This window comes from Krasilnikovia sp. MM14-A1259 (assembly GCF_047159535.1).
GTDB lineage: Bacteria > Actinomycetota > Actinomycetes > Mycobacteriales > Micromonosporaceae > Actinoplanes.
Genome location: NZ_BAAGAJ010000002.1, coordinates 3,247,823 through 3,261,644, shown reverse-complemented (window position 1 = coordinate 3,261,644; position 13,822 = coordinate 3,247,823). Strand labels below are relative to the sequence as shown.

General features: G+C 72.0%; 12 protein-coding genes. All 12 read left to right on the top strand.

Annotated elements, in window-relative coordinates; all coding sequences use genetic code 11:
- Positions 1–52 precede the first annotated feature (52 nt).
- Complete coding sequence (locus ACMCNK_RS14330; RefSeq protein WP_412736905.1) at positions 53–1,078, top strand: TRM11 family SAM-dependent methyltransferase; 1,026 nt, start codon at positions 53–55, stop codon at positions 1,076–1,078.
- Positions 1,079–1,140: 62 nt separating this feature from the next.
- Positions 1,141–1,434: a DUF503 domain-containing protein gene (locus ACMCNK_RS14325; RefSeq protein ID WP_412736904.1), complete on the top strand. Its 294-nt coding sequence runs from the start codon at positions 1,141–1,143 to the stop codon at positions 1,432–1,434.
- Between the two features lie 189 nt (positions 1,435–1,623).
- On the top strand, positions 1,624–2,076 hold the full coding sequence (gene rbfA / locus ACMCNK_RS14320) for a 30S ribosome-binding factor RbfA (RefSeq protein WP_412736903.1): 453 nt from the start codon (positions 1,624–1,626) through the stop codon (positions 2,074–2,076).
- A 29-nt stretch (positions 2,077–2,105) separates the two neighbouring features.
- A complete protein-coding gene (locus tag ACMCNK_RS14315) occupies positions 2,106–3,122 on the top strand; it encodes a DHH family phosphoesterase (protein ID WP_412740854.1) in 1,017 nt (338 codons plus the stop codon).
- A gap of 1,295 nt (positions 3,123–4,417) precedes the next feature.
- Positions 4,418–5,701: an MATE family efflux transporter gene (locus ACMCNK_RS14310; protein WP_412740853.1), complete on the top strand. Its 1,284-nt coding sequence runs from the start codon at positions 4,418–4,420 to the stop codon at positions 5,699–5,701.
- A gap of 86 nt (positions 5,702–5,787) precedes the next feature.
- A complete protein-coding gene (truB, locus tag ACMCNK_RS14305; RefSeq protein ID WP_412740852.1) occupies positions 5,788–6,633 on the top strand; it encodes a tRNA pseudouridine(55) synthase TruB in 846 nt (281 codons plus the stop codon).
- A 157-nt stretch (positions 6,634–6,790) separates the two neighbouring features.
- Positions 6,791–7,738 (top strand): bifunctional riboflavin kinase/FAD synthetase, encoded by a 948-nt coding sequence (locus ACMCNK_RS14300; RefSeq protein WP_412736902.1) that lies wholly within the window; start codon positions 6,791–6,793, stop codon positions 7,736–7,738.
- A 146-nt stretch (positions 7,739–7,884) separates the two neighbouring features.
- Positions 7,885–8,154 carry a 30S ribosomal protein S15 gene (rpsO, locus tag ACMCNK_RS14295; RefSeq protein ID WP_412736901.1) on the top strand — a complete coding sequence of 90 codons (270 nt, stop codon included), beginning with the start codon at positions 7,885–7,887 and terminating at the stop codon, positions 8,152–8,154.
- A gap of 212 nt (positions 8,155–8,366) precedes the next feature.
- A complete protein-coding gene (locus tag ACMCNK_RS14290; RefSeq protein ID WP_412736900.1) occupies positions 8,367–10,706 on the top strand; it encodes a polyribonucleotide nucleotidyltransferase in 2,340 nt (779 codons plus the stop codon).
- Positions 10,707–10,713: 7 nt separating this feature from the next.
- Positions 10,714–12,051: a M16 family metallopeptidase gene (locus ACMCNK_RS14285; RefSeq protein WP_412736899.1), complete on the top strand. Its 1,338-nt coding sequence runs from the start codon at positions 10,714–10,716 to the stop codon at positions 12,049–12,051.
- A gap of 11 nt (positions 12,052–12,062) precedes the next feature.
- Positions 12,063–13,025: a phosphatase PAP2 family protein gene (locus ACMCNK_RS14280; protein WP_412736898.1), complete on the top strand. Its 963-nt coding sequence runs from the start codon at positions 12,063–12,065 to the stop codon at positions 13,023–13,025.
- 25 nt (positions 13,026–13,050) lie between these two features.
- The gene (gene dapB, locus ACMCNK_RS14275) at positions 13,051–13,809 is read left to right on the top strand and encodes a 4-hydroxy-tetrahydrodipicolinate reductase (protein WP_412736897.1); all 759 of its coding nucleotides are present in this window, start codon (positions 13,051–13,053) and stop codon (positions 13,807–13,809) included.
- The last annotated feature ends 13 nt before the right edge of the window (positions 13,810–13,822 follow it).

The following is a 13,822-nucleotide window of genomic DNA, read 5'->3' as shown; positions in this document are numbered from 1 at the left end:
CAAGACGGCCCCCGACGCTGCGGCGTCGGGGGCCGCCGTCTTTACTACCTGCATGTCCCGGTACGCCATGCTGCTCGCCCCGTCCGCCAACCGCGTCTATGCCGCCCAGGCCGGACGCCTGTCCCACGCGGAGCTGCGGGCGTTCGCCCCGGTGCTGTCCGGCCCGCTCGACGACGTGGCGCAGACCCGGCTGGGTGGCGTGGAGTACCTCACGTTCGCCGCGGAGCTGTCCGCGCGCGACGTCGCGTACCTGTCGAACCTGTCCGCGGCCTACGCCCTGTTCGAGCGAACGCCCGACGACCTGCTGCGCCCGGTCGAGCTGACCCCCCTCGACCGCTATGACAGCGACCTCATCACGATCCCCAAGTACGCGGGCAAGACCAACGAGCAGTTCACCAAGCTGCTGCTCAACCTGACCCTGCTGGCGTCCGCGTCGGCCCCGCGCATGCTCGACGGCCGGCTCACCGTCGCCGACCCGCTGTGCGGTCGCGGCACCACCCTCAACCAGGCGCTCATGTACGGCTACGACGCGATCGGCGTCGAGCTGGACGGCAAGGACGTGGAGGCGTACAAGGCGTTCCTGCAGACGTGGCTCAAGCACAAGCGGCTCAAGCACACCGCCGAGCTGGTGCCGGTACGGCGACAGGGCCGGCGCGCCGCCCGGCGGCTGGAGGTGACCTTGGCCGCCAGCAAGGATGACCACCGGGCCGGTGCGGTGCAGAAGGTGACCGTGCTGCACGCCGACACCACGGAACTGGGCGGACTGCTCCGCGCCGGATGCGCGGACGTGCTCGTCGCCGACCTGCCGTACGGGGTCGCGCACGGGAGCTGGTCCGAGGAGGGTGGGCTGTCGCGGCGGCCACTGGACCTGCTGGAGCGGGCCGTACCGCAGTGGATGCCGCTGCTGCGCCCCGGTGGCGCGCTCGGGCTGTCCTGGAACACCAAGGTCGCCAAGCGGGAGCTCGCCGAGGACATCCTCGTCGCCAACGGGCTGCAGCTCGTGGCGTACGGCGATCTGGCGCACCGGGTCGACCAGGGCATCGAGCGCGACGTCGTGGTCGCCCGGCGACCGGGCTGAGGCTGCCCCCCGCGAGTAAACCCGGCTGACGACGCCGCGGCCGGGCCGTACGCTCGTCGGTCGTGTACACCGAGACCGCGCTTTTCGACCTGCTGCTGCCCGGCGACTCGCGGTCGCTGAAGCAGAAGCGTTCCTACGTACGCCCGATCATCGCGATGTTGCGCCGGTTCGAGGTCAGCGTCGCCGAGGTCGGCGCGCACGACCTGCACGGCCGCACCCAGATCGGGGTGGCCGTGGTGGCGGCCGATCCGGCCCAGGCCCGCAAGGTCATCGACACCTGCGAGAACCAGGTCGCCGGCCGCCCCGAGATCGAACTCCTTTCCGTGCGCCGGCAGCTCCACGGCGACGACGACTGACGGCCCGGTACAGGGGCGGAGACGATCCACGACTGTCCGGCCGGAGTGCGCCGCAGTGGCCGGTGACATGTCGGACCGGGAGGACGTTCGGCGGTCGCGGGGCGTGGGTAGGCTTCACGCGTTGGAGCGGGAGGCGCACGACGCCTTCGGGGGGCCTCCCGCGGAGCACGGATGTCGGAGGTGGGTGTCATGTCGGACCCGGCCAAGACGCGTCGGCACGCGGAGCGCGTGCGCGAGCTGGTGGCATCGTTGGTGCGCGAGATCAAGGACCCCCGGATCGGCATGGTCACGATCACGGACGCCCGCATCACGGGTGATCTCCGCGACGCCACGGTCTACTACACCGTGCTCGGCGACTCGGCCGCCGAGGCGGGCACCGCCGCCGCCCTGGAGAGCGCGAAGGGCATGCTGCGCAGCCGCGTCGGCCACGCCCTCGGCCTGCGGCACTCGCCCAGCCTCACGTTCGTGCTGGACAACGTGCTGGACCACGCCAAGGAGATCGACGATCTGCTGGCCGCGGCGCGGCATCAGGACGCCGAGGTGCAGCGGCTCGCCGCGGGCAAGAAGTACGCCGGGGACCCGGACCCCTACAAGAGCGAGGCGGACGACGAGGAGCCGGTCGGCGCGCGCGAGGACATGTAGTGACCGACGTCGCCACGTCGCTGCCCCACATGCGTACCCCCCACGGTCCCACCGACGGCGAGTTCACCGCGGCGGTCGCCGCGATCCACCGGTACGCGCCGGCCGGCCGGGTGCTGCTGGTGTGCCACGTCAACCCCGACGGTGATGCCCTGGGCAGCATGCTCGGCTTCGGGCTGGGCCTGCGTCGGCTCGGCGTGCCGCACCTGCAGGCCACGTTCCCGGGCGCATTCGACGTGCCGGAGCCGTTCACCGCCCTGCCCGGGCTGGATCTGCTGGTTCCTGAGGAGCAGGCGTACCCGCAGCCTGACCTGGTGATCGTTTTTGATGTGGCCGCCGAGTCCCGGCTCGGCGGCCTCACCGACCGGTTGTCCCGCGCCGCGGCGACGATCGTGCTGGACCACCACGCCTCGAACTCCGGGTTCGGCGGCGTCGATCTCGTCGACCCTGGCGCCGCCGCCACCTCCGTCGTGGCCGAGCAGCTGCTCGTCCGGCTCGGCGTGCCGCTCGACGCCGAGATCGCCGAATGCCTGTACGTGGCGCTGGCCACGGACACCGGGTCGTTCCGGTTCGATATGACGACCCCGCAGGTGCACGAGATGGCGGCCCGGCTCATCGCCACCGGCATCCGGCCGGGCGAGATCTCCCGGCGCATCTTCGACACGCGCCCGTTCGGGGCAACGAAACTCTTCGCCGACGTGCTCGGGCGCGCCCAGCTCGACCCGGCCGCCGCGGCGGGCCACGGCATGGTGTGGACGTACGCCACGCTGGACGATCTCCAGCGGCACGGCCAGCGTCCGTACGTGATGGACGCCCTCATCGACCCGGTGCGGTGCGTGGCCGAGGCCGATGTCGCCGTCCTGATCAAGCAGGTGGGCGAGAGCGAGTGGGCGGTGTCGCTGCGCAGCAAGGGCGCGGTCGACGTGAGCGCGGTCGCGGTGGCCTTCGGCGGCGGCGGCCACCGGCTCGCCGCCGGTTTCACCGGGTACGGCGCGCCCGGCGATGTGGTCGTGGCGGTGCGCGACCGCCTCGGGCAGCACGTGATCTGACGCTGCCGGTGGTCGTGCCGGCGGCGGCTCGGTGGTCGCGCACTGCGGCAGCGCGGGCGCCGGCGGGTGCGCTGCGGCGGTGGGGCGGGTGCGCTGCGGCGGTGGGGCGGGTGCGCTGCGGCGGTGGGCGCGGGCGCGGGCGCGGAGGCAGGGTGGGCGCGGGCGCGGAGGCAGGGTGGTCGCCGGCGCGGCGTCTCGCCCGGACTGCTGCCGGGGGCGGAAGGTCCGTGACCTGGCCGCATATCGCTCTGATGTTGTGGATGGATCGGTCGGGTGCTGCGGCCGGATCGGTTTGATGTTGCGGATGGACCGCTCTCCTCCCGCGGGCTTGCTCTGGTTTTGCGGGCTCGCTCTGGTCCTGCTCTGGTTTTGCGGGCTCGCTCTGGTCCTGCGTGGTCGGGTTGGTCGTGCCGTATCGGGCTGACTGGGCCGGGCAGACGGGACGGATGGATCGATCCATTTACGTCATCAGAGCGATATGACCGCGGAGGGCATGACCGGACCGGCGGGCCGGGGCGGCCGTTGTCGACGGATCAACGCCCGCGTCCTTGCTCACCCTGCTTGCCCGCGGCCGCACCGGCCCGGCTTGTCCCGTGTGCGCCGCTCTCCGCGCGCCCGGACGATCATTCTCCGCGTGGACGCGTCGAACCAGAGGTCCACCTGCCGGGATCAGGTTCAGCCGACCAGCGCAGCGGTCGACCTCAACGGGTGTGAGTGCCAGCCAATTCTTGTTCCCGAGATGCAGGACGGCACGAGCGAAGAGTGGGATTGAACGATAGTTTGAGTTAACGGTGATTTGGTTTTGCGCCGGCCGGGACCACCGCCCGCCGCACAGCCTCGAGCCTCCTGGGTCCACCGGCCCGGGCCGCGTCACCTCGCCAGACGTCCGGTGACCCCGGACCGGCAGTGTGACGCCCCGCTCGATTTGCCCGTGGGCGCAGCCGCGCCCGACCTGTGGAAGGACCACACCATGGCTGCCAAGCCGAAGTCCGAAGCTGCCGAAGAAGCCCGTGAAGCCGCACGCCGTGCCCTGCAGACGTCGATGGACACGCGGCAGTAGGTAAGCACCACCAAGGGTTGCTCTCCTTACGGTTCGGCGGGCATCATGGGTCCCCATGAGCCCGCCAGCCGAGCCGTTCCCGCACACCGCCACGGCTGAATCCGCCGTCGCCGATCCGGTGCCCTCGCGTGGCGTGGTGCCGTCCGGGCCGGGGGCCGAGCCTGACGTGGCGTCGCCCGGGCCGGGGGCCGCGCCTGCCGCACCGGTGTCCGTGCCGGACGCGAACCGCGCGGGGATGGCACGTATCGCCGCGCTGGCCCTGCCGGCGCTGGTCGTGCTCGCGGCCGAACCGCTGTACGTCCTCGTCGACACGGCGGTCGTCGGTCACCTGGGTCGGGTCCCCCTGGCTGCGGTGGCGGTCGGCGGCACCATCCTGTCCGTCGGGGTCTGGTTCGGGACTCTGATGGCGTACGGCACGACCGGGCGGGCGGCTCGCCGGTTCGGTGCCGGGGACCGGTCGGCCGCGGTGGCCGAGGGAGTCCAGGCGTCCTGGCTCGCGCTCGCGACCGGGGTCCTGCTCGCGCTGCTCACGCAGGCGCTCGCCGTACCGGTGACCCGGTTGCTGGCCGCCGACCCGGCGACCGCGGACGCCGCCGCGGGCTGGCTGCGTATCGCCGCCCTGGGCGCGCCGGGGCTGCTGCTGGCCGCCGCGGGCAACGGCTGGATGCGCGGCGTTCAGGACACCCGCCGCCCGTTGATCTTCGTGTTGGGCGCCAATCTGCTCTCCGCGGTGCTGTGCCCGCTGCTCGCGTACCCGGCAGGGCTCGGGCTGACCGGGTCGGCGATCGCCAACGTGATCGCCCAGAGCCTGTCCGGATTGCTGTTCCTGCAGGCCGTGGTCCGTGAACGCACCCCGCTGCGACCCCGTCCCGCGATCATCGCCGGGCAGCTGGTGGCCGGCCGGGATCTGTTGATCCGCGGCGCCGCGTTCCAGGCGTGCTGGCTGTCGGCGACCGCGGTGGCCGCGCGGTTCGGGGTGGCGGCCGTGGGTGCGCACCAGATCGCGCTGCAACTGTGGTTCTTCGCCGCCCTGGCGCTCGACGCGGTGGCCATCGCGGCCCAGTCGCTGGTGGGGGCCGCGCTGGGCGGCGGCGACGCGGACGCCGCCCGGCACGTGGCGCGCCGGGTCACGCTCACCGGCGGCATCGCGGGGACGGCCTTCGCCCTGCTCGCGACGGTCGGGGCCGGGGCGGTGCCCGGCTGGTTCACGGACGATCCGGCGGTGCACGCGCAGGCGGCGATCGTCTGGCCGTGGTTCGTGGGGCTGCTGCCCTGCGCGGGCATCGTGTACGCCCTCGACGGGGTGCTCATCGGCGCCGGCGACGTGGCGTTCATGCGCACGATGACCCTGATTGCGGCCGCCGCCGGATTCCTGCCTGCGATCTGGCTGGCGTACGCGCTCGATCTGGGCCTGGGTGGGGTCTGGGCGGGCCTGGCGTTGTTCATGCTGTTGCGGCTCGGCCTGATCCTGCACCGCTGGCGCGGCGCCCGATGGGCGGTCCTGGGCGCGACTCGGTGAAACCCCGGCACACTGCCGGGGCCGGGGTCTGGCAGGGTGGGCGCGTGCAGACGGACGGGCTGATCGTGGTGGACAAGCCGGGTGGGATGACCTCGCACGACGTGGTCGCGCGGATCCGGCGCCTGGCGCGGACCCGCCGGGTCGGTCACGGGGGCACGCTGGACCCGATGGCGACCGGCGTGCTGGTGATCGGCGTCAACCGGGCGACCCGCCTGCTCACGTACGTGATCGGCTCGGAGAAGCGGTATGCGGCGACGATCCGTCTGGGTGAGGCCACGGTGACCGATGACGCCGAGGGTGACGTCACCGCGCGGGTCCCGGCGGACGGGGTGCAGGACGCGGCGATCCGGGCCGGGCTGGCCGTGCAGACCGGCGAGATCGACCAGGTGCCCAGCGCGGTCAGCGCCATCAAGATCAACGGTGAGCGGGCCTACAAGCGGGTCCGCGACGGCGAGCAGGTCGAGCTGCCCGCTCGCCGGATCACCGTGCACCGCCTTGAGGTGCTGGACATCCGCCGCCCCGAGGACGCGCCGGTGATCGACGTGGACGTGGACGTCACGTGCTCCTCGGGCACGTACATCCGGGCCATCGCCCGGGATCTCGGCGCGGCCCTCGGCGTCGGCGGGCATCTGACGGCGCTGCGGCGTACCGCGGTGGGCGGGCTGACCCTGGGTGAGGCGGCGACGCTGGAACAGCTGGAGGAGCGCGCCCCGGACGTCGTGGGGCTGCCGATGGCGGACGCAGCGCGCCGGGCGTTCCCCCAGCGGACGGCCACGGTGGAGGAGGCGCGGGTGCTGAGTCACGGCGGGCCGCTGGAGGCGGTCGGCATCAGCGGACCGTACGCGGTCTTCGATCCGGCGGGCGACGTGCTCGCGATCGTGAGTGAGCGCGGCGGCCGGGCGAAACCCGAGATCGTGCTCGCCCCGGCCTGATCCCGGCCGTGGGGGGCTCGCGGTATTCCGGACGTGACAGGCGAAACAGCCCGGCCCGGGGCGCCGCGGTGACCGATACGCTTACCGCCGGACGGTCGGCGCAACGACGGCCGGACGGAACGTGACGCGGCCGTGCGGCCGTGGGGAGGCGGTCGGCATGCGGCGCTGGCGCGGCTACGAGGCGGTGCCCGGCGGGTGGGGGCGTTCGGTCGTGACGATCGGCGTCTTCGACGGTGTGCACCGCGGGCACCAGGCGATCATCGGCCACGCGGTGAAACGCGCCCGCGACCTGGACCTGCAGTCCGTGGTGATGACGTTCGACCCGCACCCGGCCGAGGTGGTGCGCCCGGGTTCGCACCCGGCGGTGCTCACCGAGCCGGTGCGCAAGGCCGAGCTGGTCGAGGAGCTCGGCGTCGACGCGCTCTGCGTGGTGCCGTTCACACCCGCGTTTTCCCAGCTCAGCCCCGAGGCGTTCGTGCACGACGTGCTGGTCGACGCGCTGCACGCGGCGGTCGTGGTGGTGGGGGACAACTTCCGGTTCGGGCACCGCGCGGCGGGTGACGTGCCGCTGCTGGAGCATCTGGGTCGCTCGTTCGGCTTCACCGTGGAGGAGGCGCCGCTGGTCTCGTCGGACGGGGTGGTCTTCTCCTCGACGTACATCCGTAGTTGTGTCGACGCCGGGGACGTGCGGGCCGCGGCCGCCGCGCTGGGCCGGCCGCACCGGCTGGCCGGGGTCGTGGTGCGCGGCGACCAGCGGGGCCGGGAGATCGGCTTCCCCACCGCGAACCTGATGTGTCACCGCTACGCCGCCGTCCCCGCCGACGGGGTGTACGCGGCGTGGTTGATCCGTGGCGGCGACGGCCGTGACCGGCCCGCCCGGCTGCCGGCCGCGGTGTCGATCGGCACCAACCCCACGTTCTCGGGCCGGGAGCGCCGGGTGGAGGCCTACGCCCTGGACTTCTCCGGCGATCTGTACGGCGAGCGGGTGAGTCTCGACTTCGTCGCCCGGCTGCGTGAGCAGCGGGTCTACGACAGCATCGAACCCCTGATCGGGCAGATCACCGAGGACGTCGAGCAGACCCGCGCGGTGCTCGACGTCGGCTGAGCTGAACGGCTGAGCCAACCCCGCCGCGGCCCGGCTGATAAGCTGGCCCGGACGTCGGCTCTTCCGACGACCGGTCTCGCCTGCCTGCCCGACGCCGCGGGCCGCGAGGATTCCGAACCCACCGGCAACACAGAAGTACGGAGAACATGGCGCTCGACGCAGAAACCAAGACCCGGATCATGTCGGAGTACCAGGCCAAGGATGGCGACACCGGCTCGCCCGAGGTCCAGGTCGCGATGCTGACCAAGCGGATCGCCGACCTGACCGAGCACCTGAAGGTGCACAAGCACGACCACCACAGCCGTCGCGGCCTGCTCCTGCTGGTCGGCCGCCGCCGTCGGCTCCTCAACTACGTTCAGAAGAAGGACATCCAGCGCTACCGGACGCTGATCGAGCGTCTCGGCCTGCGCCGATGATGTGACGGGGGAGTGCCCGACCGGGTGCTCCCCCGTGGTTTTTCCACCCACGGACCCGCGCGGCCGCAGGCCGTCAGCGCACCGGTCCTCGGTAGTGGTTCCCAGGCCCCCCGTGAGACGGGCGCTCAACCTGGGCACTTCGATCGAAGACCGGCAGCCTGAACCGCGCTGCAGAAGACCGCCGGGTCCTCGACGAAGGAGTACTGCACCACATGACAGAGCAGAACGCTCTTGGCACCGAATCTCGCACCGCCGTCATCGACAACGGGTCGTTCGGCACCCGCGAGGTCACCTTCTCCACCGGCCGGCTGGCCCGTCAGGCCGCCGGTTCGGTGATCGCCCGGCTCGGCGACACCGTCGTCCTGTCCGCGACCACGGCCAGCAAGCAGCCGAAGGAGCACTTCGACTTCTTCCCGCTGACGGTCGACGTCGAGGAGCGGATGTACGCCGCGGGTCGCATCCCCGGCTCGTTCTTCCGGCGCGAGGGCCGTCCCAGCGAGGACGCGGTCCTCACGTGCCGCCTGATCGACCGGCCGCTGCGCCCGTCGTTCACCAAGGGCCTGCGTAACGAGGTCCAGGTCGTCGAGACCATCCTCGCGCTCGACCCGGCCCACCCGTACGACGTGGTGGCGATGAACGCCGCCTCGATGTCCACGAAGCTGTCCGGCCTGCCGTTCAGCGGCCCGATCGGCTCGACCCGGGTCGCGCACATCGACGGGCAGTGGGTCGCGTTCCCGACCATCGAGGAGCTGGAGCGAGCCACGTTCGACATGGTGGTCGCGGGCCGGACCCTGCCGGACGGCGACGTCGCGATCATGATGGTCGAGGCCGAGGCCACCCCGCGCGCGGTCAAGCTGATTGCGGCCGGCGCCACCGCCCCCACCGAGGAGATCGTCGCCGGTGGCCTGGAGGCCGCCAAGCCCGCGATCCGCGAGCTGTGCCGGGCCCAGCGCGAGCTGGCCGAGGTGGCCGCGAAGCCGGTCGCCGAGTTCCCGGTGTTCCTGGACTACCAGGAGGACGTGTTCGCGGCGGTGTCCGACGCGGTGCGTGGCGAGACCGCGGACGCGCTGAAGATCTCCGGCAAGGCGGAGCGCGAGGAGGCCCTGGACCTCATCAAGGCCAAGGCCCAGGAGCAGCTCGCGGCGCAGTTCGAGGGCCGCGAGAAAGAGATCAGCGCCGCGTTCCGGTCGCTGACCAAGTCCGAGGTCCGCACGCGGGTGCTGCGCGAGCAGATCCGCATCGACGGGCGTGGCCCGCGCGACATCCGGCCGCTGAGCGCCGAGGTCGGCGTGCTGCCCCGGGTGCACGGCTCGGCGCTGTTCGAGCGGGGCGAGACCCAGATCCTCGGCGTGACCACGCTGAACATGCTGCGCATGGAGCAGGCGCTGGACACCCTGTCGCCGGAGAAGTCCAAGCGCTACATGCACAACTACAACTTCCCGCCGTACTCGACCGGTGAGACCGGCCGGGTGGGTTCGCCGAAGCGGCGCGAGATCGGCCACGGCGCGCTCGCCGAGCGGGCGCTGGTGCCGGTGCTGCCGTCGCGTGAGGAGTTCCCGTACGCGATCCGTCAGGTCTCCGAGGCCCTGAGCTCGAACGGCTCGACCTCGATGGGCTCGGTCTGCGCCTCCACCCTGGCGCTGCTGGCGGCCGGTGTGCCGCTGAAGGCGCCGGTCGCGGGCATCGCGATGGGCCTGATCTCCGACGAGGTCGACGGCAAGACGCAGTACGTCGCGCTGACCGACATCCTGGGTGCCGAGGACGCGTTCGGCGACATGGACTTCAAGGTCGCGGGCACCTCGGAGTTCGTCACCGCGCTGCAGCTCGACACCAAGCTGGACGGCATTCCGTCCGATGTGCTGGCGGGTGCGCTGCAGCAGGCCCACGAGGCCCGCGCGACCATCCTCGGCGTGATGGACGCAGCGATCCACGGACCGGCCGCGATGAGCGACCACGCGCCGCGGGTCACCACGGTCAAGATCCCGGTCGACAAGATCGGCATGGTGATCGGGCCCAAGGGCCAGACCATCAACGCCATCCAGGACGAGACCGGCGCCGACATCTCCATCGAGGACGACGGCACCATCTACGTCGGCGCGACCAACGGCCCGGCCGCCGAGGCCGCGGTCGAGCGGATCAACGCGATCGCCAACCCGACGCTGCCGAAGGTGGGCGACAAGTTCCTCGGCACGGTGGTGAAGACGGCCGCGTTCGGTGCGTTCGTCTCGCTGCTGCCCGGCCGCGACGGCCTGCTGCACATCTCCAAGGTGGGCGACGGCAAGCGGGTCGAGAAGGTCGAGGACTTCCTCAACGTCGGCGACAAGGTCGAGGTCTCGATCGCGGACATCGACAACCGCGGCAAGATCTACCTGGACAAGGTCCGCCCCGAGGGCGAGGAGGCCCCGGCCCCCGCTGCGGCCTCCGGCGGCGAGGGCGGCGACCGTCCGCGCGGCGACCGTCCGCGCGGCGAGGGTCGCGGTGAGGGCGGCGGCGAGCCGCGCCGTCGGCGCCAGCGCTCCGGCGGTGGCGACCGCGGTGGCGACCGCGGCTGATTGCAGCATGCCAACGAGTTCCCGCGGGCCGGCCGAGAGGCCGGCCCGCGTCGTGACCAAGACCATCAAGGACGGGGTACGCCGTACCGTCCTGCCCAGCGGCCTGCGGATCCTCACCGAGGTCATCCCCACCAGCCACAGCGTCTCGCTCGGGGTGTGGGTCGGCATCGGTTCCCGCGACGAGTCCCCGGCCATGTCCGGTGCCTCCCACTTCCTTGAGCACCTGCTGTTCAAGGGCACCCACAAGCGCACCGCGCTGGACATCTCCGCGCAGATCGAGGCCGTCGGCGGCGAGACGAACGCCTTCACCACGAAGGAGTACACCTGCTACTACGCGCGGGTGCTCGACGCCGACCTGCCGCTCGCGGTCGACGTGCTGTGCGACGCGGTCGCCGACTCGGTGCTGCAGCCGGCCGACGTGGAGACCGAGCGCGGGGTGATCCTCGAAGAGATCGCCATGCACGACGACGAGCCCGGCGACGAGGTGCACGACGTCTTCACCGAGGCGATCTTCGGCAACCATCCGCTCGGCCGCCCGATCTCCGGCACGACGGACACGATCTCTCCGATGACCCGCACCCAGATCAACGGCTTCTACCGGCGCCGGTACACCCCGCCGCAGATTGTGATCGCCGCGGCCGGCAACCTCGACCACGCCACCGTGGTCCGGCTGGTCCGCAAGGCCCTCGCGGGCACCGCGCTGGACAGCCCGGCCGCGGCTCCCGCGCCGAGCCGGCCCGCCGACCACCGGGTGCGTACCCAGCGGGCCCACACCGTGGTGCGCAACCGCGACACCGAGCAGGCCCACATGGTGCTGGGCTGCCCCGGGATCGGCCGGCGCGACGAGCGCCGGTTCGCCCTGGGAATCCTCAACAACGTGCTCGGTGGCGGCATGTCCAGCCGGCTGTTCCAGGAGATCCGGGAGAAGCGCGGCCTGGCGTACTCGGTGTATTCGTACGGAAGCCAGTACGCGGACGCCGGGGTGTTCGGGATCTACGCGGGGTGTGCTCCCGGCAAGGCCGAGGAGGTGCTGGAGCTGATCCGCACCGAGCTGGCCGAGGTGGCCGCCCACGGCATCACCGCCGAGGAGATGGCCCGCGGCAAGGGCATGGTCAAGGGCTCGTACGTGCTGGGCCTGGAGGATTCCGGCTCGCGGATGAGCCGGATCGCGAAATCGGAACTGCTCTACGGCGAGCTGCTGACGGTCGCCGAGCTGCTGGCCCGGGTCGACGCCGTGACGCTCGGCGAGATCAACGAACTGGCCGCCTGGCTGTTGTCGCGGCCCATGTCGCTGGCCGTGGTCGGGCCGTTCGACGAGTCGGCTTTTCCGGACTCGGGCCGCTAGCCTGGTCGGCGATGACCACCACCCTCGCGCCCGCGCACAGTCCCGCGCCACCGCCGCCCGCACCCGGGCGGCACCGGCGCCGGGTCGTCGGCATGCTGATCTGGGCCGCCGCGTTCGCGGCCGGCACCTGGTTCATCGGGGTGCCCACCAGCGATCCGCTGATCGCGTTCGGCTGGCTGTGGCTGGGCACGATCGCCTGGCGCAACGAGCTGCCCTGGCGGCAGCACCTGCTGTTCCTGCGTGACTGGCTGCCCATCGCGCTGCTGCTGGTCGCGTACAACATCTCCCGCGGGTACGCGGACAAGCTGTTCGCCCCGCACGTCACCGAGATGATCGACGCGGACCGGGCACTGTTCGGGGTCGTCCCGACCGTGTGGCTCCAGCAGCACCTGTATCACCCTGGCTCGGTGCAGTGGTGGGAGGTGCTGGTCTCGCTGGTGTACGTCTCGCACTTCCTGACCGTGCCGACCGTCGCGGTGATCCTGTGGGTGCGCTCGCGCCCGCAGTGGGCCCGCTACATGCGGCGCTGGATCACCTTGAGCCTCGCCGGGCTGCTCACGTACTTCCTGTATCCGGCGGCACCGCCGTGGTGGGCCGCGAAGTCCGGTTTCCTGGCCGAGCCGGTCGCCCGGATCTCCACGAACGGGTGGAACGCGGTCGGGCTGCACAGCGCGGGCAACACACTCAACGCGCTGCAGGTGGAGGCGTCGAACCCGGTCGCGGCGATGCCGTCGCTGCACACCGCGTACGCGATGATGGCGGTCGCGTTCTTCCTGCCGGTGGTGCGCCGCCGGTGGTGGCCGCTGCTGCTGGCGTATCCGCTGGCCATGACGTTCACGCTGGTGTATTCGGGGGAGCACTACGTGATCGACGTGCTGGTCGGCTGGGCGTACGTGGGGGCGACGTTCCTGGCGGTCGGCCTCGCGGAGCGCTGGTGGCGCGCCCGCAGGCGGGTCCCGTCGGCCGACGCCTGAGGCCGGGTGCGTAAGGTATTCGGACGTGACTGACGAGCGTGAACCGATCCGGGTCGGTGTTCTCGGGGCCCGCGGCCGCATGGGGCTCGAGGTGTGCAAGGCCGTCGACGCGGCCGACGACCTGGAACTCGTGGCCATGATCGGCGGCGGCGAGTGGCTGTCCAGCGCCGCCGACGCCGGCGCCGAGGTGCTGGTCGACTTCACCAAGCCCGACGTCGTCATGGACAACGTGCACTGGGCCGTCGACCAGGGCATCAACATGGTCGTCGGCACCACGGGCTTCACCGAGCGGCGGCTGGAGCGGGTGCGCAGCTGGCTGACCCACAAGCCCGGCGTCGGCGTGATCGTCGCCCCGAACTTCGGCATCGGCGCGATCCTGATGATGCAGTTCGCGGCGCGTGCGGCCCGCTACTTCGAGTCCGCCGAGATCGTCGAGCTGCACCACCCGCGGAAGCTGGACGCCCCCAGCGGCACCGCCGGGCACACGGCGCGGCTGATCGCCGCGGCGCGCGCCGCGGCCGGGATGGGGCCGATGCCGGACGCGACCAAGGAGGAGCTGCCGGGCGCGCGGGGCGCGGACATCGACGGCGTGCGGGTGCACGCGGTGCGGTCCGCGGGCCTGATCGCGCACCAGGAGGTGCTTTTCGGTACGCAGGGGGAGACGCTGACCATCCGGCACGACTCCCTGGACCGGTCCTCGTTCATGCCCGGTGTGCTGATGGCGGTCCGCGCGGTGATGAGCCGCCCCGGCCTGACGGTCGGCATCGACGACCTGCTGGACTGACGCCCGGCCGCGC

What these genes read in the sequence shown, in the direction of transcription:
- ACMCNK_RS14330 (WP_412736905.1), top strand. Translation starts at nt 53, where the DNA reads ATGTCCCGGTACGCCATGCTGCTCGCCCCGTCCGCCAACCGCGTCTAT.
- rbfA (WP_412736903.1), top strand. Translation starts at nt 1,624, where the DNA reads ATGTCGGACCCGGCCAAGACGCGTCGGCACGCGGAGCGCGTGCGCGAG.
- ACMCNK_RS14315 (WP_412740854.1), top strand. Translation starts at nt 2,106, where the DNA reads ATGCGTACCCCCCACGGTCCCACCGACGGCGAGTTCACCGCGGCGGTC.
- ACMCNK_RS14310 (WP_412740853.1), top strand. Translation starts at nt 4,418, where the DNA reads ATGGCACGTATCGCCGCGCTGGCCCTGCCGGCGCTGGTCGTGCTCGCG.
- truB (WP_412740852.1), top strand. Translation starts at nt 5,788, where the DNA reads ATGACCTCGCACGACGTGGTCGCGCGGATCCGGCGCCTGGCGCGGACC.
- ACMCNK_RS14300 (WP_412736902.1), top strand. Translation starts at nt 6,791, where the DNA reads ATGCGGCGCTGGCGCGGCTACGAGGCGGTGCCCGGCGGGTGGGGGCGT.
- rpsO (WP_412736901.1), top strand. Translation starts at nt 7,885, where the DNA reads ATGGCGCTCGACGCAGAAACCAAGACCCGGATCATGTCGGAGTACCAG.
- ACMCNK_RS14290 (WP_412736900.1), top strand. Translation starts at nt 8,367, where the DNA reads ATGACAGAGCAGAACGCTCTTGGCACCGAATCTCGCACCGCCGTCATC.
- ACMCNK_RS14285 (WP_412736899.1), top strand. Translation starts at nt 10,714, where the DNA reads ATGCCAACGAGTTCCCGCGGGCCGGCCGAGAGGCCGGCCCGCGTCGTG.
- ACMCNK_RS14280 (WP_412736898.1), top strand. Translation starts at nt 12,063, where the DNA reads ATGACCACCACCCTCGCGCCCGCGCACAGTCCCGCGCCACCGCCGCCC.